General features: G+C 45.3%; 17 protein-coding genes. 13 read left to right on the forward strand and 4 right to left on the reverse strand.

What is annotated here, in order from left to right; translation table 11 throughout:
- Positions 1 to 7: 7 nt before the first annotated feature.
- Both GVN20_RS15810 and GVN20_RS15815 read right to left on the reverse strand, forming a co-directional pair.
- Positions 8 to 343: a DUF86 domain-containing protein gene (locus tag GVN20_RS15810; RefSeq protein ID WP_166559274.1), complete on the reverse strand. Its 336-nt coding sequence runs from the start codon at positions 341 to 343 to the stop codon at positions 8 to 10.
- On the reverse strand, positions 340 to 621 hold the full coding sequence (locus GVN20_RS15815) for a nucleotidyltransferase family protein (protein ID WP_166559275.1): 282 nt from the start codon (positions 619 to 621) through the stop codon (positions 340 to 342). Before GVN20_RS15815 ends, GVN20_RS15810 begins: the two co-directional genes overlap by 4 nt.
- A 231-nt stretch (positions 622 to 852) precedes the next feature.
- On the opposite strand from GVN20_RS15815, the gene sbcD reads away from it, so the two are divergent.
- The 3 genes from sbcD to GVN20_RS15830 are packed head-to-tail and all read left to right on the forward strand — an operon-like array spanning position 853 to position 6,726.
- On the forward strand, positions 853 to 2,064 hold the full coding sequence (sbcD, locus tag GVN20_RS15820) for an exonuclease subunit SbcD (RefSeq protein WP_166559276.1): 1,212 nt from the start codon (positions 853 to 855) through the stop codon (positions 2,062 to 2,064).
- Between the two features lie 36 nt (positions 2,065 to 2,100).
- Positions 2,101 to 3,657 carry a hypothetical protein gene (locus GVN20_RS15825; protein ID WP_166559277.1) on the forward strand — a complete coding sequence of 519 codons (1,557 nt, stop codon included), beginning with the start codon at positions 2,101 to 2,103 and terminating at the stop codon, positions 3,655 to 3,657.
- A 27-nt stretch (positions 3,658 to 3,684) separates the two neighbouring features.
- Complete coding sequence (locus GVN20_RS15830) at positions 3,685 to 6,726, forward strand: SbcC/MukB-like Walker B domain-containing protein (protein ID WP_166559278.1); 3,042 nt, start codon at positions 3,685 to 3,687, stop codon at positions 6,724 to 6,726.
- A gap of 7 nt (positions 6,727 to 6,733) precedes the next feature.
- Here GVN20_RS15830 and GVN20_RS15835 read toward each other — a convergent pair whose 3' ends face one another.
- On the reverse strand, positions 6,734 to 7,501 hold the full coding sequence (locus GVN20_RS15835) for a YdcF family protein (RefSeq protein ID WP_166559279.1): 768 nt from the start codon (positions 7,499 to 7,501) through the stop codon (positions 6,734 to 6,736).
- Between the two features lie 100 nt (positions 7,502 to 7,601).
- On the opposite strand from GVN20_RS15835, the gene GVN20_RS15840 reads away from it, so the two are divergent.
- Together GVN20_RS15840 and GVN20_RS15845 are read left to right on the forward strand one after the other, a co-directional pair.
- Positions 7,602 to 9,032, forward strand: a complete 1,431-nt coding sequence (locus tag GVN20_RS15840; RefSeq protein WP_166559280.1) for a TlpA family protein disulfide reductase — start codon at positions 7,602 to 7,604, stop codon at positions 9,030 to 9,032.
- Positions 8,977 to 10,482 carry a thioredoxin-like domain-containing protein gene (locus GVN20_RS15845; RefSeq protein WP_166559281.1) on the forward strand — a complete coding sequence of 502 codons (1,506 nt, stop codon included), beginning with the start codon at positions 8,977 to 8,979 and terminating at the stop codon, positions 10,480 to 10,482. The genes GVN20_RS15840 and GVN20_RS15845 overlap by 56 nt, the downstream gene beginning before the upstream one ends.
- Before the next feature lie 110 nt (positions 10,483 to 10,592).
- On the opposite strand, the gene GVN20_RS15850 is transcribed toward GVN20_RS15845, so the two are convergent.
- Positions 10,593 to 10,880 carry an ATP-dependent Clp protease adaptor ClpS gene (locus tag GVN20_RS15850; RefSeq protein WP_166559282.1) on the reverse strand — a complete coding sequence of 96 codons (288 nt, stop codon included), beginning with the start codon at positions 10,878 to 10,880 and terminating at the stop codon, positions 10,593 to 10,595.
- A gap of 98 nt (positions 10,881 to 10,978) precedes the next feature.
- Here GVN20_RS15850 and GVN20_RS15855 point away from each other — a divergent pair, with 98 nt between their 5' ends.
- From GVN20_RS15855 to GVN20_RS15890, 8 genes are all read left to right on the forward strand, one after another.
- Positions 10,979 to 12,460 carry a sodium:solute symporter gene (locus GVN20_RS15855; RefSeq protein ID WP_166559283.1) on the forward strand — a complete coding sequence of 494 codons (1,482 nt, stop codon included), beginning with the start codon at positions 10,979 to 10,981 and terminating at the stop codon, positions 12,458 to 12,460.
- A 249-nt stretch (positions 12,461 to 12,709) separates the two neighbouring features.
- On the forward strand, positions 12,710 to 13,783 hold the full coding sequence (locus GVN20_RS15860; protein ID WP_166559284.1) for a DUF4249 domain-containing protein: 1,074 nt from the start codon (positions 12,710 to 12,712) through the stop codon (positions 13,781 to 13,783).
- Between the two features lie 36 nt (positions 13,784 to 13,819).
- Positions 13,820 to 16,240 (forward strand): TonB-dependent receptor, encoded by a 2,421-nt coding sequence (locus tag GVN20_RS15865; RefSeq protein WP_166559285.1) that lies wholly within the window; start codon positions 13,820 to 13,822, stop codon positions 16,238 to 16,240.
- A 7-nt stretch (positions 16,241 to 16,247) separates the two neighbouring features.
- Positions 16,248 to 16,892 carry a YdcF family protein gene (locus GVN20_RS15870; RefSeq protein ID WP_166559286.1) on the forward strand — a complete coding sequence of 215 codons (645 nt, stop codon included), beginning with the start codon at positions 16,248 to 16,250 and terminating at the stop codon, positions 16,890 to 16,892.
- Positions 16,893 to 16,999: 107 nt separating this feature from the next.
- Positions 17,000 to 17,908 (forward strand): NAD(P)/FAD-dependent oxidoreductase, encoded by a 909-nt coding sequence (locus GVN20_RS15875; protein ID WP_166559287.1) that lies wholly within the window; start codon positions 17,000 to 17,002, stop codon positions 17,906 to 17,908.
- 123 nt (positions 17,909 to 18,031) lie between these two features.
- Entirely contained in the window at positions 18,032 to 18,316 is a 285-nt protein-coding gene (locus GVN20_RS15880; RefSeq protein ID WP_166559288.1) for a GNAT family N-acetyltransferase, read from the forward strand.
- A 15-nt stretch (positions 18,317 to 18,331) separates the two neighbouring features.
- On the forward strand, positions 18,332 to 19,228 hold the full coding sequence (locus tag GVN20_RS15885; RefSeq protein ID WP_166559289.1) for a pirin family protein: 897 nt from the start codon (positions 18,332 to 18,334) through the stop codon (positions 19,226 to 19,228).
- Between the two features lie 149 nt (positions 19,229 to 19,377).
- The gene (locus GVN20_RS15890) at positions 19,378 to 20,853 is read left to right on the forward strand and encodes a capsule assembly Wzi family protein (protein WP_166559290.1); all 1,476 of its coding nucleotides are present in this window, start codon (positions 19,378 to 19,380) and stop codon (positions 20,851 to 20,853) included.
- Positions 20,854 to 21,037: the final 184 nt, after the last annotated feature.

A 21,037-nucleotide genomic window follows, 5' to 3' on the forward strand; every position in this document is an offset into this window, starting at 1 on the left:
AAATTAATTATAAACTGAGGTAAATATGTTGGAGTTTTCCCAACAAGGGTGGGAGATTTTGTTTTACTGTATTGTAGATGGTGTGAGATGAGATTCCGAAATATTCATGCGATAATTTGTTTCTCATTGCTTTCATAAGTCGCCATTCTATTTCGGGGTATGCTTGTCGAAGCTCTTCTGAAACATTGCCAGAAGCTTCTCCTATTATTTCAAAACGGCGATAAACCGCATCTTGAATCAACAAATTTTGGCTAAATTCATAATTCGAATTATCGCCGATATAGCTAAAAATGAGTTCTATACTTTCGATAATATCTTTCAAATAGACGCGATCGTCTCTCATAGCAATTTGATTATATCCTTGAAAATGTGGGGTTTCAACGATGCTTTAACAGCCCCAAACTCTACAATGTCAATCTTTCGATGGGTTAGTTTTTCTAAATCTTCTTCCATCTGTAATACTTCAAAGAAAGTTAGTCCTTCTTTTTCAATTAATAAATCAATGTCACTATGGATGTTTTCTTCTCCACGTGCAAACGAGCCAAACAAAGCTGCGCGACTCACTTTTCGTTGTTGCAAATACCCACGGACCGAATCAAAAAAAACAAAAGGCACTTCCATTAGCTTCTCTCTCTAAGTTTACTGCAAATTTACCGTTCCTTTTTGTCATTTTTGCAGAGTTATGTGAAGTTTCGATATTTATCCATTCCCTTAAATCTTTAAAACCTCCAAAATAGGCAAAAAAGCACCCTTTTAACCCTATACTTTGGCGTGCAAATAATGCCTTCTTGCTGTTTTGGGAAACTTTAAGAACGTAAATGTCCCAGATTGGACAATTAAAAATAATTGTAAATGAAAATCCTACATACAGCCGATTGGCATTTGGGAAAACAGCTCCATAAATACAGTCTCGAAGAAGACCACCGCTTGTTTTTGGATTGGCTGGCTCTCACGATTCAGGAGCGTTTGATTGACGTTTTACTCATCTCAGGCGATGTTTTTGATACCACCAATCCCTCCAATCAGGCGTTGGCGCAATACTACGGTTTTCTGAAAAAATTAATCGGTACGGGCTGTCAGGTGGTCGTAACGGGTGGCAATCACGATTCTCCCGGTGTGCTCAATGCCCCGCGCGAACTGCTTAAATTTCTGGATATTAAAGTAGTGGGAAACGCCCTCGAATCCATTGAAGATGAATTGCTTCACCTAACCACTCCCAGCGGCGAAATCGTGGTGGCAGCAGTGCCGTACCTGCGAGAAGCGGACTTACGTAAGTCTGTTTCGGGTGAAGGTTACGAAAACCGACTCGCGACCCTTCGGCAGGGTATTCGGGGGCATTATGAGCAACTTGCTGATTTAAAATCCTCCCAATTTGCCGATTTGCCCTCCATTGCCATGGGGCATTTATTTGTCAACGGTGCCTCCACATCTGAAAGCGAACGCGACATTCACGTGGTGGGCGGCGAGGCCGCTTTTTCAGCAGAATTTTTTCCGTCGGGGTTTGACTACATAGCACTTGGCCACATTCATAAACCCCAACGCATCAGCAATTCGGATTTTATTAGGTATTCGGGCTCTCCCATCCCGCTCAGTTTCAGCGAGCGCGACGACCGTAAATACGTCTTGGAATTGACCGTCGACAATACAAAAATCACGTCAGTGGAGGCGCTTCCAGTACCCGCTTATCGAGAATTACGTTGCTTTACGGGCAGCCTCGACGAAGTGGAAGCGGGCTTGAAAGCCTACGTTTTTACAAATCCACTACCTTCTTACGTAGAAATACACGTAACAGAGCCGTTTGCTGACCCTCACAAAGAGATGTATTTCAACGAGTTACTGCGCGAATTCAGCAATGTTCCTTTCCAAATTATTAAACCCAGATTATCTTTTACCAACCGAACCAAAGGGGCCGACGAGCTTTTCATAACGGGAACTTCTATCCAAGATTTAACCCCGCGCGACGTGTTTAACCAACGGCTGTTGTCCGAAAATCTCGACGAAGAAACCCGTTTACTTTTACAAGAAGCGTTTGAAGAATTGTGGCGTGATGTATCGGAAACGTAATGATTTTCCATTATTTTCATTTAAAAATACGCCCTAATGTCCAACGATGAAGCAACGCTCAATCCACCAAAAACTTCGTCTGGTTTAGAGTGGGGTATCTTTCTTATCTATTCATTTCTCATTATTTTAGGGGTATACCACCACGAAATGTGGCGTGACGAGCTGCACCTTTGGAATATTTTATCGTACTCGGGCAGTTTGACCTCGTTGGTTCACAATGCCGCTTATGAAGGGCATCCGTTGTTGTGGCACCTTATCCTGTGGCCTATCAATAAAATTTCTATTGCCCCCCATTGGATGCAGCTCATCCACACCGCATTTGTTTTGGGAACGGCCTATTTAGTGGTTTTCAAGAGTCCGTTTAAGATGTTTGAAAAAATCCTCATCTTGGTAAGCTATCCGTTGTTGTTTGAATTTGGGTTGATTAGCCGCAACTACATCTTGGCCGTTTTTCTAATTTTTCTTATTGCCATTTATTGGAAAAACCTCCGCAAAAACATCCTGATTATCTGCCTTTTATTGACTTTACTGTTCAACACAAACGCTTATGCATTCGTGTTTGCCTGTGCGGTCAGCGCGGGAGTAATCCTTTTTTATGTCTCAGAAAAAGGGCTTCATTACCGAGATTCTAACCTTTGGATTGGCTCATTGCTTATCATCATCGGCTCGTTGATCAGTATCATCACGATTATTCCGCCAAAAGATGCGTCAGCTGAAGCTGGATTTGTCCTGAATTTTGACCTGCAACGCATCGGTTTTGTGTTAAAGAATGTGTATAAAGGCACGTTTTCTTTTCCCGAAATAGGTTATTTTCACTTTTGGAACACGTTTTTTAGGGAGAATAAATACCGGATGGCGAGCCTTGGCATGGCCGCATGGCTAGGCCTGTGGTGGCACTTGCGAAAAGACCGGCCCGTGCTCTTACTTTCAGGATTGATATATGCTGCATTGGGTGGTTTTATTTACCTGAGCGCCTACGTGGGCAGTGTTAGACACTATCAAATATATACCATCAGTATATTGTTTTGCTTTTGGATATTTTTGGACCGAAAAAAGAATTATGTGCCGGCAGGCACTTCTGCACCATACACACGATTTGCATTTTTAGCCATTCTGTGTGGACAGGCAATTGCGGGTCTATTCGCCTATTCTAAAGACCTTGCCTACCCTTTTTCCAACGCCAAAGCCGCCGCCACTTTTCTTGAAACCAACTACGCGGGCACTCCGTATCTGTTGATGGGTAATTATCATTATCTGAATACCCCCGTGGCTGGCTATTTAGGACAAAAGATATTTTCGTTGGATATTTTGCAAAACACCGCTTATTCCGTTTGGCGGGCCGACTTGTGGAACCCCTCGGTTTATGGCATGACCGATTCAACTTTACTAAAGCGGGCCGCACAAGTGGCAAATGCACAGAAAAATAAAAAAATAGTCTGGCTGTGTGAGTACAATTCGTCCGTGGCTTACACGGAAGGTCACCTCAAATCTGTAAGTTTGCAAGGGAAAAATTACCAATTTCTTTGTGTAAAAGTTTTCAATGAATCAATCGTTCACGACGAAAACTATTATATCTACGAGTTGAAAAGGTAAAATCCCACCAAAAAATATTCGCCGTAAATGAAGATTCTTCGTACCCGTTTTAAAAATATCAATTCGTTTTACAACGAACCTTGCTGCGTTGATTTTTCCATCAATCCATTGGCGGTGTCGGGGTTGTTTATTATCTCTGGACCGACGGGCGCGGGCAAATCTACCCTACTGGATGTGATTACGTTGGCGTTGTACAATGAAATTCCACGCTTTGGGAGTATTTCAAAAACCGACATCAAAACCCTCGGTTCCATCGTCAATCTCAAAGCCGCTGGCGAGCCCAAGTCCGAAGCTTACGCGGAGGTAGAATACGAAGTCAAAGGCCGTCAGTACCGCTCTCGTTGGAGCATTGCCCGCAACCGCAACAACGAGTGGAACAACTACCAAATGGAAATTGCGGAATTACCTTCTGGCAACCTACTGGACATCAAGGGATTGGCGAATTTCCCCAAAAAGAACGCCGAAATCATCGGCCTTAATTATGAGCAGTTTGTAAAATCCATCGTGCTGGCACAGGGGAGTTTTGCGGAGTTTCTGCGCGCCAAAGCCCACGACCGTTCTAAGTTGTTGGAAGATATTACAGGGCAGCACATTTACCGCCAACTCGGCCGGGCCTCTTTTGAAAGAGACCGCCAACACGAAGAAAAGTTGAAGCTGAAAGAGAAGGAGTTACAACTCGTATCTATGCTAACCGATGAACAGGTAAAGCAGCTAAAAGACGAACTCAACATTGCCCAAGCGCACCGTATTCAGGCCGATAAAGACCTGATTTTTTGGGAAAAAGAAAAAAATACGCTCGACCGCTGTACCGAACTTCTCCAAAAACTGGAAAAAGTCGAAAGCAACAAACAGCTTTTGAAGCAGGAACAGGGCCTCTTTGCCCCGCAGGCACTCCGCCTTCAACACCACGAACTCGTGAGCGAATGGGCCGTTGACTTAGCAACACTTAGGGCACGACAAAATCAGTTAATCGATTTACAAAAAAAACAAAAAGCCCTTAAAGAAGAAGCCGATACCCAACAAACGATTGTAAAAGAGACGGCGGAAAAGATTGAAAATCTGATTCAAAAAACCGTTCCTTACGCACTTCTGGAGCAGGAATTGACCGCCTTTGAAACAGAAATTTTGGGACTGGAAAAGGACATCGAAAAACTAAACGCCGAAATTCGACCCATTTTTAACACTATCCGTCAGGAAGTAGCTCAAGCGAGCAACGACTGGCTGCAACAATTAGGGTTGGAAAAATTGGACGAAACCAACGCTCTTCTTCTCCAAAAACAACAAGAAATCCAAACCGAAGTAACACGCTTCGGACCTGATTTTGACGCACAAAATGAGCTTTCTCGATTGTCGACACGCGAAAAAGCATTGATTGAGCTGAGCGCAAAATTGGAAAAAAGAAATGACCTCGTGGCCAAGGGTCAAGATACCAGAAAAGCAGTTGCCGAAAACGCCAAAATTGTTGCCGAAAAAAAGCCTCTCTGGGAGTTGGCACAGGCAACGGCTCAAAATTTAGAACTAAAAATCAAGGAATTACAGTTAAAAAAGGAGAAAGAACAGCAAAAATTCAATCTGGAAGACTTACGAAACGCCCTGCAAAACGGCGACGAATGTCCGCTTTGTGGCTCTACGCACCATCCATACGTACACGCCTACATCAACGCTTTGTCGCAGGTGCAGGTGGATCTGGATTTGTTGGAAAAACAAAAAAAAGAGGCTGATACGCAAGCCAAAAATTACGGCACTGAATTCAACAAAGCCGAGGCGCTCGTGACGCAGGCCGAAGCTGATTTGAAGAAACTTCGCGAAGATTTCTTAAAGGCCAAAGAAGATTGTGAAAATGCATTAGGAACGCTACAACTCCCACTTGAAACCACCCTAGAGCAATTAGTGCTTGAGCAAAACCAATTAATACAACAGCAATCTACGGTCAACAATTGGCTAAAAATCAAAGATTTAAACAATGTCATTCAAAAAATAACGAGAAATTATGCAGCCCTATTTGAGTTACGAACCCAAAAAGTCGATAAAGAGCAAGAAAAGCTACGGCGCTACGCAGGCAAAGACATCAGAGCCGATGGTCAATCGTTAAAAAGTACACTGAGCAATGCCCAAACTGCGCTCAGCATTGCCCAAAAAGCATGGACTGAAACGGACAAAACGCTCATGGAGGAAACCCAGAAAACTGACGCTGAGGCGGCGTCTCTGACGCAGCAATTGCAGCAAAAAGGCATCGAAAGCATCCAAATCGCCAATGAATTGTTGCTTTCAAGCTCCGAGATTGAAACCCTAAAAAACACCCGAAAACGACTGGATGACCGGGAAAAAGAACTGGAAATCAATCAGAAAACTTGGCATGAACAACTACACTTGCTCACGCAACAACGAGCCACCGAACTCAACGCAGAGGAAACAGAATTTAAACTCAATTCATGCCGCCAACTGCGCGACAAATATTTAAGTGAATCGTCGGAAATAGGTACAAAATTAGACAATCACACCAAGCAAAAAGAAATCTATTCGGGGTTGCAATCTGAGCTTGAACAACTCCGTACGCAGCGTCGGAAATGGGATTTGCTCAATCGCTACATTGGCGACAGTACAGGCAATAAATTCAGCAATTTTGCCCAAAACCTGACGCTGTCAAACCTCATTGGCTTGGCCAATCAGCGCCTCAGCCACCTATCCGACCGCTATGTTTTGGATAAACCCAAAGAAGATACCGAGAGTTTGTTTGTGATTGATATGTACCAGGGCAATGCCCAACGAGCCGTAAACACGCTTTCGGGCGGCGAAACTTTTACGTTGAGTCTGGCATTGGCATTGGCGCTGTCGGATTTGGCTTCCAAAAACGTCAGCATTGAAAGCCTATTTATTGACGAAGGTTTCGGCACCCTCGACCCCGAGTCGCTCGATATGGCCTTGAGTATGTTGGAGCGACTTCAGTCAGAAAGTGACAAAACCATCGGTATCATTTCGCACGTGGAGGCCCTCAAAGAGCGCATCGGCACGCAGATTCGGTTGTTCAAAAACGTCAATGGCCTCAGTAAGCTGGAGATTGTAGGGTAAACAATTATTAAATATACCCTACTATTTTGTACACTACGTACCCAATCATTTCGTGCCAAACGAGGTAAAAATGGGCCAGAGCTTCTTCGGAAGGGAAGAGCTTATCAAACCAAATCGCGCCGCCGTCTTCCTGAAGATAATGCGCTGGGCACGCAAAAACCGTAATGCCTTCTTTTTTAAAACAACCCTCGGCCCGGGGCAGATGAAAAGACGAGGTAATCAACATGCATTTGTCGGTATTGAACTGTGTTTTTAAGATTTTGGCGGTATTGACCGCATTTTGACGCGTGTTCAACGACAAAGAATCCTGCACAATATCGGCCGCAGCTACCCCCGACTCAATGAGGTATTGTCGGATACCGTTGTTTTCTGAATTGTTGATTCTCCCTCCTCTCAACGAGCCTTCTCCCCCGCTGATGATGATTTTCTTGATTTTACCTCGTTTATATAATTCAAACGCTTGTAATGCTCGGTCGCCGCTTTTTCCAAACCAAACGTGTTTGGTAGGTTGATGATACCGTTTAATAATCCCGCCCGTTAAGAGGGCCGCTACTTCGTATTTTTTTTCTTCGTTAGAAGCCCTCGGCTCCCACCATTTCAGCAATTCATTAACCAAAATAGGACTACTGACCAGATAAAGCCCTACCAACGCCCCAATCAAAACTTTTCGGCTTCGGGCACGGTTTTTGGTTAGGATGGCGTAAAGAAAAGCAATACACGCCATGGTCAGCGGCATCAGCAACACATCAATGGTTTTGGATAGAATATAAAACATATAGTCTGTTTTGAGGGTAGAGACGCTAAAAGTGTAAAAAATTCGTTTAACTGACTAAAATAAAAGTTCTAATTTTGAGGCCTATAAAACGCACAAAGCGATGAAATTAAAACGTATCCTTCTTCCTTTATTTTTCTGTATTACGCATTTAGTTTTTGCCCAATCTGCCTACCGAATCGAAGGCCAAATCAAAGGTCTCAACGGAGGTAGTTGCATTTTAGCCAACTATTACGCCGCCCAAATATACGCCAAAGACACCGCCCAAGCCGACAAAGACGGGCATTTTGTCATTGAAGGCAACAAACCACTTGCGGGTGGGGTGTATGAAATCGTACTGCCCGACCGAAAAACGCTCTACCGAATGCTCATTGCCGACGACCAAGACTTCAGTTTTACCGCCGATACGGTCGACATCGTGGGAAGTATGCGCGTAAAAGGAAGCCGCGACAACGAGCTTTTTTATGAGTTCCAGCGTTTCATGAAAGACAAAGAAACGGAATATCAAAAACTCAAAGCCCAAAAAGTACCCGACAGCGACAAGCGCTACAAAGATATTCAGGACCAGCGGAAAGCCTTTTACGACAATTTCATGAAGGTCAACGAGGGTACTTTTACAGTCAAACTCTTCAAAGCGTCGGCCGAACCAGAGTTACCACCTGCCCCCAGACTTCCTAATGGCAAAACGGATTCTGCTTGGGTCTTCAATTACTATAAAAGTCACTACTGGGACAACTTCGATTTTTCGGATGCTCGGATGCTTCAGACGCCGTTTCTCCACCAAAAGCTGGACCGCTACATCAAAGAATTGACTCTTCAAACAGAAGACTCACTCATCAAAGAAGCTGATTTGGTGGTCAATAAGGCCATCAAAGGAAATCAAAAAGACATCATTTCTTATTGTATTTGGTACATCACCAACCAATACGAAATGCCGAAGACCGTCGGAACAGAGGGCGTTTTTGTGCACATGGGCGAAAAATACTACCTCACTGGCATCATGCCCGTTTCTGATACGGCCACCCTCAAAAATATGTCTGAGCGTATCAAAGTGTTGAAGCCGTTGTTGGTCAACAAAATCATTCCCGACTTGGGCGTGATGAGCTACCGTGCCCCCGACAAGCTGGAGTATATTCACGGCAGCAAAGCTGACTTTCAGGTGCTGTTTTTTTACTCTCCTACCTGCGGCCACTGCCGCGAATCGGCCCCTAAGTTGAAAGCCTTTCACGACAAGATGCACGCGCAGGGCGTCGACGTAATGACCGTTGCCATTGAAGGCAAAGAAGACGAATGGCGCAAATTTATCAAAGAGTTTAAGCTCGAAGGTATGACCAACGGGTTTGGCCTGGTGGCTTCTCGTCAGGTGGTATATCGCAACGATTATGATGTTTTTTCAACGCCAACGGTGTATGTATTAGACAAAAACAAAAAAATTATTGCGCGTCGGCTGGGTGTCGAAGATTTGGAACCATTTTTGAATGTTTATAAAAAGCGCCTTGCGTTGGAATCAAAACCCGCAGGCAGCCGGCAATAAACAAGCTTTTATGTATCCAATGCGCACTTTGTATTTTTTGCCTTTTCTGGTTTTGATGGGTCTGACCACGCTCGCCCAAAACGGCGGCTACAGCATCAAAGGAACCATCAAAGGGCTTCGACCTGAGCCGTTTACCTTGGCCCATTATTTTGGTTTTTCGCAATACGTGGTAAAAGACACGGCAGTTGCCGATGCAAATGGCCACTTGACTTTCACGGGCGACAAACCCCTTCCTGGAGGAGTTTATATGCTACTTTCATCCACCAAGCGCCGCGTCGCGGAGTTTATCATTGGCAATGAGCAGCATTTTTCGTTTAGCTCCGACACCCTCAATGTGGTCGGCAATATGAAGATTGAGAACTCGCCCGACAATGAGCTGTATTATAAATACCAACAGCAAATTGCGGGCTACAACACCGAAATAAACGTTTTGGCGGCGCAAATGAAAATGCGCCAAGATGTGTTGACCCAAACAAAAATCAATAACCTGCGGCGACAGATATTTGACTACTACCGCAGTTTTGCGCAGGAAAATGCCACAACCCTGACGGGCAAAATCATGAAGGCCAACGCCGAGGTGGACCTTCCACCCGCCCCTAAGCGTCCCGACGGTCGGGTGGATTCAGTTTGGTTGTTCCAATATTATAAGGCCCATTTTTGGGATAATTTTGATTTTTCGGAAGAGCGCCTCGTTCGTACCCCTACCCTGCAACGAAAGCTAGACCGGTATATGGGCGAGCTCACCTTTCAGCATCCTGATTCACTGATTCAAGCGTCGGATGTGGTGATTGAAAAAGCCCTTAAAGGAGGCAGTAAAGAAATGCAGGCTTACTGTATTTGGTACTTAACCAACAAAGCCGAAAACCCGTCGGTGATGGGTATTGAGCAGGTGTTTGTGCATTTGGCCGAAAAATATTACTTGGGGGGCATCATGCCCATGACCGATTCGAGTACGTTGCAGAATATCCGCCAAAAAGTCAACGTCATGAAGCCGCTTTTGGTGGGCAAAACCATGCCAGCACTCTCATTAACAGATACGATAGGCCAACTGCGCTCAGTAGCCGATGTGAAAGCCAAATACACCGTCGTAGTTTTCTACGATCCCGACTGCAGTCATTGCCGAAAATCTACCCCTGCATTGAAGACGTTTTACGAAAAGAACAAAAAAACGCTAGACGTTCAAATCTTTGCGGCATCGGTGGCACGAGCGCCCGACCAATGGAAAAAATACATTCGGGAGTTTGGCGTACAGGAATGGGTTCACGGTTATGATTATAGCTTCCGTATTGATTTTCGGAAAGATTTTGACGTAATCAATACGCCTATGATTTACGTCTTAGACCAAGACAAAAAAATCATTGCCCGTCGCCTTCCTGCCGAAGAATTGGACGGATTTATGGATTTTTATGAGCAGCGGCTCGCCCGAGAGAAATCTATGAAAGTAAAATAAAACGGTGATTTCAGTATAGACATAGACAAGCCTGCCTTCCTATAACATTTATAAGAAGGCAGGCTTTTTTACTTTTTTGGTATATTTTAATCAGTACGACGAATACCTGATTAGAGCACTTCCGCAGAAATTCCTCTCCGACATATTTCCTGACGCAAGGGAACGAGTTCTTCCCACGAACCATTTTTTACTTTACATTTTCCTTTGTAGTGAATGATAATGGTACATTGCTCAGCTTGTTCGGGCGTGTGGCTACAAACCTCCATCAATGTATCAATCACCCAGTCAAACGTATTAACTTCATCATTGAAAACGACTAAACTGTACAAGTCGGTTTCTACTATCTTATCTTCAATTTCCTCTAACACGTCAATTTCGGGCATCTCAAACGGTTGCATTGGGCAAAGTTTTTTTTGGTTTTAATATAGTTATAACAAATTTACAAAAAACCTTAATAGGTTTGCAAATAAAAAAAAGTTTTAACCCATTTTGACCAATGAGCCCCTACATTGCCCTTAGTATTTTAATCGTTTATTTCATTGTTTTGATTGCCGTTTCGATTTATACCTCACGGGGAGCGGACACCAACACGTTCTTTACGGCTAATAAACAGTCGCCTTGGTATTTGGTTGCTTTTGCCATGATTGGGACCTCATTGTCGGGGGTTACTTTTATCTCTGTTCCGGGCGCCGTGGGCAAAATCCAGTTTTCCTATTTTCAGGTAGTATTGGGGTATATTTTGGGGTATCTCTTTATCGGTACGGTACTCATGCCGCTGTATTATCGTCTCAATCTGGTCTCAATCTATAGTTATCTCGAACAACGTTTTGGCTTCTGGGCGTACAAAACGGGTTCGGCTTTTTTCTTGCTATCGCGTACGCTCGGCTCGGCGGTTCGGCTTTATGTAGCGGCGCAAGTGCTGCAATTAGCCATGTATAACGGCCTGGGGATTCCGTTTGAGGTGTCGGTGGCAATCACCATTGCGCTGATATGGGTGTATACTTTCAAAGGCGGTATCAAAACCATTATCATTACCGATACCCTCCAAACTACTTTTTTGGTAACGGCCGTGGCACTGACCATTTATTTGGTAGCCAATCAACTTGATTTTTCGTTTGGGGGTATGGTTTCGGCCATTGCCGACAGCGAATATTCTCGAATTTTCTTCTTTGATGACCCAAAAGACAATAAATATTTCTGGAAACAATTTTTATCGGGCGCGTTCATTGCCATCACCATGACTGGAATGGACCAGGATTTGATGCAAAAAAACCTCACCTGCAAAAACATCGGTGAAGCCCAGAAAAACATGTTTTGGTTTACCATCACGCTTACGTTCGTCAACTTAATGTTTATGAGCCTTGGGGTGCTGCTCTATTTTTACGCCCAAAGCAAAAACATTGTAATTCCTGCCAAAACCGATGATTTGTATGCAATGCTGGCGCTTAACCACTTTGGTGTGCACGAAGGGACCGCCGGCGTCATTGTGGCCATTACGTTCCTGATTGGAATTACGGCCGCTACTTACGCTAGTTCAGATTCGGCCCTGACGGCCCTGACTACGGCATTTTGTATCGACTTCATGAACGTAGCCAACAAACCCGAAACCGAGCGCGCCCGCATCAAGCACTGGGTTCATATCGGCTTTTCGGTGTTGTTTTATATTGTCATTGTACTTTTCAACCAGATGAACAGCAAGGAGGTCATCACGGCGATTTTTGACATTGCGGGCTATACTTACGGGCCTTTATTGGGACTCTTTGCTTTTGGCCTTTATACCAAACGCCCCGTCAATGACCGGCTTACGCCGCTGGTTTGCGTGGCGGGGCCCCTCATTACGTATATTCTCAATCAAAATTCAGAGGTCTGGTTCGACGGCTACAAAATCGGCTTTGAACGGCTCATGCTCAACGGAGCCATTGTATTTCTTGGGTTGTTGCTCATTTCCAAGCCAAAAAAATCGGTATTGGCTGGTTAGTTCCACAATTTTGGGCGTTGGTCGATTTTAATCCTGTTTTGTAGGTAAAATGAAATAAATTAGTGGTTTATTACTGAAACCACTAATTTTCAGGATGTTTTTGAGAAAATCTCTACTTTCATTCGCTGTATTTTTAGGGGTATACACTCTTTTTTCAACGAATACCCTTAATCAACCGTTTTTTTCTACTGCCTGCAATTCATGAATATCCGCCCAAAAACAACCCTTTTCATCTGTTTGCTGCTGACAATGAGTGCTTTCTACGGTTGCGTAGAACCTTACGATATTACCTATTCACTCAATGCCAACGTCTTGAGCGTAGAAGGCTTTGTGTCTGACCAAGCAGGGACAACCGTCAGTATTAACATCGCCCGTAATTCAAACAACAGTTATTACTCAGAGCCACTAAAAAAATGTGTTGCCGAAATCAGAGCCAACGATGGCAGCACTATACAGCTTCAGGAAGTAGCCGATGGCATCTACGCAGCCCCCGCCAATTTTAAAGGAAAAATCGGACAAACCTACCAACTCACTTTCAAAACGCCCGATGGCAAAACCTACGAGTCGTCCAAAGAACTGTTGAGCACCTCCCCTGAAATCAAAAAGATATACCAGCAATTTGACCCAAACGGGCTTTTAGACAACTTGGGCAAAAACGTGGTCAGCTCAACGGTAGATGTGTACCTCGATGTTGACGACCCCAAAGAAACCCAGAACTACTATCTCTGGCGCTGGAAACTCTACGAAGAGCAAAGTATCTGCATCACTTGTACGGGTGGGCGACTGGTGAATGGACAATGCGTAAAGATAAATTCACGCAATCCTCCCGACTACGATTATCAATGCGACAAACAATGCTGGGAACTTATCTACAACAGCACCATTAATATTCTGGACGACAAATTTGTGAACGGTAGGAGCATTACGGGCAGGCTCATCGGAAAAATCCCTTTTTATTCTCCTTCTCAGGGGTGCCTGCTCGAAATCGAGCAGTTGGCGCTCTCTCCACAGGCATATCAGTATTTTCAATTGTTGAGTAGCCAAGCCCAAAATACGGGTACGCTGACCGATACACCGCCCGCCGCCATCATCGGTAATATCCGAAACGTAGCTGATTCTCAGGACAAAGTGGTTGGTTTTTTTGGCGCTGCGGGCACCCGTAAAGTACAGTATTGGATCAATCGGGCGCTGTACCCCAATCCACTGGTCAAAACCCTACTCGGGCGCGCGCCCAACTATGAAATCACCTCTTTTCCTCCGTCCGCCTATCCTTGTGTTTTGAGCAGGACACGCACCCCGATTCGCCCCGAAGGCTGGCAGTAAATGATTTTCTGGACTATTATTAATTTCATGTATCTGATGACTTTGAAACATTTACTCCTTTTTATATTCGTACTCAGCACCAGCCTAAGCATTTGGGGACAACAACGGCCCAAATTTCAGGCGGCCCGCCCCAATGAACTGAGTGGCATGGTACGTGATTCTCTAACGGGAGAACCCATCGCCAACGCCGTCGTCCGCGTAAATTTTGATAAAATCGGCCTTTTCACCGATACCACGGGTACATTTTCGGTCAATCTGATTGATGCCGATTATGTGGTAACGGTCAGCCGATTGGGCTACCGGCCGTTTCGTATTAAAGTAAAAATGAATAAAAACATTCGGTTGGACATCAAGTTGATGAACATCGCCGAAGAGCTAGAGGAGGTCATCATTTCGACCCAAGCCGTTGACCAAAACGTATCGCGGCCACTGCTGGGCGTAACCCAGATGAACATCAAAACCATCAAACGGTTGCCCGCTATCATGGGCGAAGTGGATGTGCTGCGTAGCCTGCAAATGCTACCCGGTGTAACGTCGGTGGGAGAAGCGTCAAACGGGGTCAATATTCGGGGCGGGGCCGTTGATCAAAATTTGATTCTGCTCGACGATGCCCCTATTTTCAACCCCACGCACCTTTTCGGGCTGTTTTCGGTTTTCCCACCCGATGCTGTCTCTGGCATGGAGTTGTACAAAGGAACCACCCCCGCGCGGTTTGGCGGCCGGGCCGCGGCGGTGTTGGACGTGTCGATGTCTAACCCAAGTCTGGAAAAATTCAGTTTGCAAGGGGGCGTAAGTTTTGTGGCAAACAGACTCACGGCCGAAATCCCGCTCGTCAAAGGCAAAGTAGGGCTTTTGGTGACAGGGCGCGGGGCTTTCAATGACTTTGCTTTTCAGTGGGGCCCGCAAAAACTCAAAAATATTCGGGCGAGTTTCGGCGATGCCGCCGCCAAACTATTTTGGCGTATCAATACCAAAAACACCTTTTCGCTCTCCAATTATTACAGCACCGATTTCTTTCAGACCGACCTTCTGGGCGGCATCAACGATATTAATTCTACCTCGACCCAGTACAATTACAAAACGCTCAACTTCACGGCAAAATGGTTTCACGCGATTAGCGATAAACTCAACGTGCAAACGACGGGCGTTTATAGCAAGTACCGACCACGTATTTTGTTGCCAGAGTTAGACAGCGACAATAAAGTGAGCATTGGCTCCGAAATCCTGCAACGTCAGCTAAAAACCAATTTTAATTATGCCCCCAACGCCCGCCATAAAATTGAATTGGGGGTCAACATGACGCATTATCAACTGCAACCAGGTACGCTTAATCCGGGAAGCAACCAACGTGTGAACCCCCAAAGTGTTCCGACCGAAAACGGGATTGAACTAGCCTTACACGCTGAAGATGAAATGACCATCAATGCCAAGATGACGGTTTCGGCGGGGTTGCGATACTCTTACTTTATGGCGCTCGGACCGAGCACCGTTCGTCTCTACGCGCCCGGCGGCCCCCGCACCGAGTTGACCATTATTGATTCCGTTTCTTACGGAGCTGGGCAAGTGACCAAAACCTACGGAGGCTTTGAACCACGGTTGGGCCTACGTTACAACATCGACGAGCAATCTTCCATCAAGTTTGGCTACAACCTCATGCGTCAGTATTTACAGGTTGTTTCCAATACCACCACTCCCCTGCCCACCTCGCGCTGGAAAATGAGCGACGCGCACATCCGTCCGCAGGTGAGTCAATTGTGGTCAGCGGGTTATTTCAAAAACTTGAAAAATAATATTTACGAGTTTTCCATTGAAGGCTACTACCGCACCACCCAAAACATCATGGATTTTAAACCGGGTGCGGATTTTTTACTCCAAAAATACATCGAAACGCAGGTACTTCAAGGCCAAAGCCGTGCCTACGGAGCCGAGCTGATGGTCACGAAGAAAAAGGGAGAAATCACGGGCTGGGTCAATTATACGTATTCAAGGGTACTGAATCAGGTCAATGAAGGGCAGCAATTTACCGAGCAAATCAACGACGGCAAATGGTATCCCGCCAATTTTGACCGCCCCCATAACGTCAACATGTCGTTCAATTATTCCGAAAACAAGTACCACAATATTTCGCTGACATTTACTTACGGCACCGGCCGGCCCTACACGATACCAAATGGTTTTGTGAGTTTTCAGGGCAAAGCCTACCCGTATTATGCCGAACGTAACCAAGGCCGAATCAAAGATTATCACCGCCTCGACTTCTCGTGGCAAATCAATAATCCCAATCTCAAAAACAACCGTTGGACCGGAAGCTGGATTTTTACGGTCTATAATCTATACGGACGCAAAAACCAGTACTCGGTCTTCATGCGCACCCAAGGCACCGCCTATACCACGTACCAACTCCAAATTTTCTCGTCACCGATTGTATCTTTGGCGTACAGTTTCAAATTCATGTAATGCACCCATGCTCTCCACCAACACCATGGCCTTGGCCCAAAAACTTTGGGATTACCACCACGTCAATCACACGCTTCAAAAATCCGATTGCATCTTGGTGTTGGGTAGCCATGATTTGCGGGTTGCGGAGCGCGGGGCGGAGTTATATCTGCAAGGTTGGGCTCCCATCTTGATTTTTTCGGGAGGATTGGGTAGACTCACCCAAGACCTTTGGAAAGACGCCGAAGCCGATAAATTTGCGGCCATCGCCTTGGAAATGGGCGTCCCGAGAGAAGCCATTTACATCGAAAATAAATCTACAAACACTGGCGAAAATATCCTGTTTACGCAGCAACTCCTCGCCACCCACGGTCTAAATCCTCAGACATTTATCGTGGTCCAAAAGCCTTACATGGAGCGCCGTAGCTATGCCACTTTTAAGAAGCATTGGCCTGATAAACAACTCATTGTAACCTCTCCGCAAATCTCGCTTGAGCAATACCCCAATGCTGAAATCTCGCTTGAAGAAGTAATTCACATCATGGTCGGCGACCTTCAACGCGTGAAAGTCTATCCCGAAAAAGGCTTCCAGATTTATCAGGAAATCCCCAGTGATGTTTGGAACGCATATGACCAATTGGTGGCATTGGGTTATACTTCGCATTTGATCTAAATTCGGTAGCTCTCGGCGTGGCTCTTTCGTTTTACTGTGAACTTTTTTCATTTGCAACAATGTTGCAAATGAAAGCAATCTATTTTTATCATTAAAACGTTAACCACATGATTGAAACTAACCATTTCGATGTTATCGTCATTGGCGGCAGTTACGCGGGGCTTTCGGCCGGCATGGCTTTGGGGCGCTCATTACGCTCAGTATTGATTATTGACAGCGGAAAACCTTGTAATCAAACCGCTCCTCATTCGCATAATTTCATCACGCAAGATGGGGAACCGCCCGCCGCCATTGCGCAAAAAGCCAAAGACCAAGTACTAGTTTATCCCACCGTTCAGTTTGTGGCCGATACCGTACAAAGCGCCCAAAAAGAGGAGAATTTATTCAGGATTAGGACCGGGACAAATGTAGAATTTACGGCTACGAAGCTATTATTTGCCACGGGTATTCGTGATTTAATCCCCGATTTGCCCGGTTTTGCCGATTGTTGGGGAATTTCCGTCATCCATTGCCCCTATTGCCACGGATACGAAGTACACGGCACTGCGCTGGGCATCCTTGGCAACGGAGAAGTGGGATTTGAATTTGCTAAATTAATCAGCCAATGGACACCCCACTTAACATTGTTTACCAACGGCCCGTCAACGCTGAACGCAGAACAAACCCAAAAACTCCAACAGCATCATATCGCAATCATTGAGGAGGAACTTGACCACTTGGAGCATACCGCTGGAAAACTGGAGCAGGTCATTTTTAAAAATGGCACAAAACAGGCAGTTTCGGCGATTTTTGCGCGGGTTGCCTTCCAACAACACTGTGCTATTCCCCAAGACTTGGGCTGTGAGCTCACCGAAAACGGTTACCTCAAAATTGACCATTTTAATCAAACTACCGTGGCGGGTGTGTATGCCGCAGGCGATAATACCTCTCCGATGAGAGCCGTGTCGGAGGCAACAGCGGCGGGCACGAAAGCAGGTGCATCTATCAATAAAGCGCTGATTCAAGAAAGTTTTTAGCGCAATTAATACGCTCCAAACTATTTTAAATGAACTGTTTGGGAGATTTTTGGGCAAAAAGGATGCCGTACATTCGGTTTGAGTAACCTATATTCGCATTACTAAAAATCAAATAAACAGTTTATGGGACAAATCAAGCACAGTCAGACCGAAAAAGGCGGCTCATTTTTTTACGAATTAGAAGGTAAATCACTGGCGGCCATGACGTACATACTGGCCGGCGAGCACAAAATCATCATTGACCACACCGAAGTTGACCCTTCGCTAAAGGGCCAAAGCATCGGCAAAAAATTACAGGCCGAGTTGGTAGATTATGTACGAAAAAATGGCATTAAAGTGATGCCATTGTGCCCCTTCGCCAACGCGACGTTTAAGAAAACCCCTGAATGGCAGGATGTTCTTGCGTAAACTCTCCCATCGACCATGTCAAACATCAATGTTATCATCGAAGAACGTCCCGCCAATATCGGGAACTTTTTAGTGGGTCGGTTACTTCCTTTTCGCGGAAAACGCATGGTTGGCCCCTTTATTTTCATTGACCACATGGGGCCTGCTCTCCTCAAAGAGCACCAAAATATTGACGTAGGCCCGCACCCACACATTGGTCTTTCAACCCTCACGTATCTGTTTGAAGGCAGCATTATGCACCGCGACACGTTGGGCACGGCTGTCGAAATATTCCCGAACCAGGTCAATTGGATGACCGCTGGCAAGGGCATCGTACATTCAGAACGAACGCCCGAGTACCTTAGGCACTCCGACAAAAGACTTCATGGGCTTCAGATTTGGGTGGCGCTGCCCAAAGAACTCGAAGATATGCCACCCGCTTTTTACCACGCCGAAGCCGACGAGATTCCCGCGTGGAAAACCGACGGAATTTCGTACAAACTCATTGCAGGTGAAGCATTTGGTCACAAATCGCCCGTACCCGTTTATAGCAAATTATTTCTTTTGGAAATCAAGAGTCCTACCACCCAGACCATTAGCATCGGCGATGACTTATTTGGCGAAGCGGGCCTTTATATTTTGGAAGGTAGCATTGAAAGTGACGGCAATACCTACGAGCCCAAACGCATTTTGGTCGCCCAAGATAGCCAACTCTGCCAATTTACCATCCATGCCAACACCACGATTTACCTCTTTGGTGGCGAGCCTTTTCCTGAAGAACGTTTCATTTATTGGAATTTTGTGGCCACAAGTCAGGCAATCATCCAACAAGCCAAACAAGATTGGAAAGAAGACCGTTTTCCCCGCATCGAAGGCGAAACCGATTTGGTGCCCCTACCGCCCGAAATTCCCAATGTCAAAATGAAAAGTTAAGGGTTTAAGTGGCAAGAAAACGCCCCTTTTACATTTTTGCGGTTTCGCGGTTTATCATTTTTCAGTTACCAATAAATTATTCGATACCCACGTCCAAAACATGCATTTCCACGTATGTATTTGTAGTTCCAACCCCCTTTTTCAACCGTATGAAGCTCCGCTACTTATTGGCAGCGACCGTTGGTATTTTTTCCCAATCAGCTTGGACACAGTCTGGTAAGTCAGTTAGTCCGTACCATTATTACGTTGAAATCGGCGGCGGCGCCGCTACGTCTTCCCAAACACCCTTCTGGTTACGAACCAATCAATTCGGTTTCGTTCCGTTAGAAAGCTCTTTTGGAACCGCCCGGGTGGGTAGCTACCGCGAATACCGCGTCGATTCTACCCAAAAATCAACGTTTGACTGGGGATTCGGCGCGATGGGAGTGGCCAATTTTACGGTAAACAGGCACAAAATCTGGACACCTGACCTGTTCTTAAAAGCAAAATGGGGCAAGTTTGAAATCTTTGCGGGCAACCGACGGGAAATTTTTGGACTCGGCGACAGTACCCTGACATCGGGTTTTGTGGCGTGGTCGGGCAATGCAATGACCTTTCCCAAAATTCAACTGCAAACCATTGACTTTATTCCCCTCAAATTTCTGAAAAGTATTTTAGCTTTTAAAGCAAGCTACGCCCATGCGTGGTTCACCGTGCCCTACATTCAGGGGGCTTATCTCCATCAAAAAACCTTTTACGCACGTTTTGGCAAACCCCACTGGGGGGTTCGGTTTTATGCAGGGCTCAACCACCAGGTCCAATGGGGCGGAAAAGCCGATTATCTAAAGGGGACGTTGTTGGCGCAAAACGGGCAACTGCCATCTACGTTTCGGGATTATATTTCACTCATCACGGGCCGCTACCCAGACGACCTCATCAATGACCGTTACACCATTTTCGACGGCAGCAATCGCATTGGCAACCATTTGGGAAGCTATGATTTTGCTTTGGAATGGCGCAAAACTACCCATACTTTTTTGCTTTATCATCAACATATTTACGAAGATGCATCGGGCTTGGCGTTTCAAAATTTCCCCGATGGGCTAACAGGCTTGAGCATTTCTCGACGCGGCAAAAAAAATCACAAGTCATTATCAATCAGCAAACTAACCATTGAATACTTATCTACAACCAACCAAAGTGGAGCCATTTTTGACCCCACCGCTCAGTACCAAGGCACCGACAATTATTTTAACCACGGACAGTACAAAGAGGGTTGGTCGTATCAGAATCAAACGCTTGGCAATCCATTTATTGCTCCCCTAACAACTTTAAAACCAGAAGTTCAGGAAAAGTTTAAAGGTTTCTTCTTCCCTAATAATCAGGTCAAAGTCTGGTATTTGGGGAGCGATTGGCACTTTGGCCACCGACTCAATATCACCACCCGCAGTTCGTTCAGCCGTAATTTTGGCTCTTTTTCCTATGCTTATTCTCCAGTTATACATCAGTTTTCACATTCACTTTCTGCCCAAATCATCCTTCCAATAATCACTGGGTTCACTTTTAGTGCTTCCGCCGCCCTCGACCACGGCACCCTATTTCCTGAAGCTTTCGGGGGATTCATTGGTGTAAAAAAACAGTGGTAATCTTCAACTCAAGCGGTATATAGCTCCAAAAAACTTCTTTCATTTTCACGAATGCGTTTTCTGAACGTACTTTATGAATTGCTTACCTTATTTTTAATTTTTTTTACTTCACTACCTTAAATTATTAATATTTTTTATTTTTACTTTTGTGGTACATCATTTTATCCCGATTTTAACAAATCCC

It is taken from the genome of Runella sp. CRIBMP (assembly GCF_009905605.1).
GTDB lineage: Bacteria > Bacteroidota > Bacteroidia > Cytophagales > Spirosomataceae > Runella.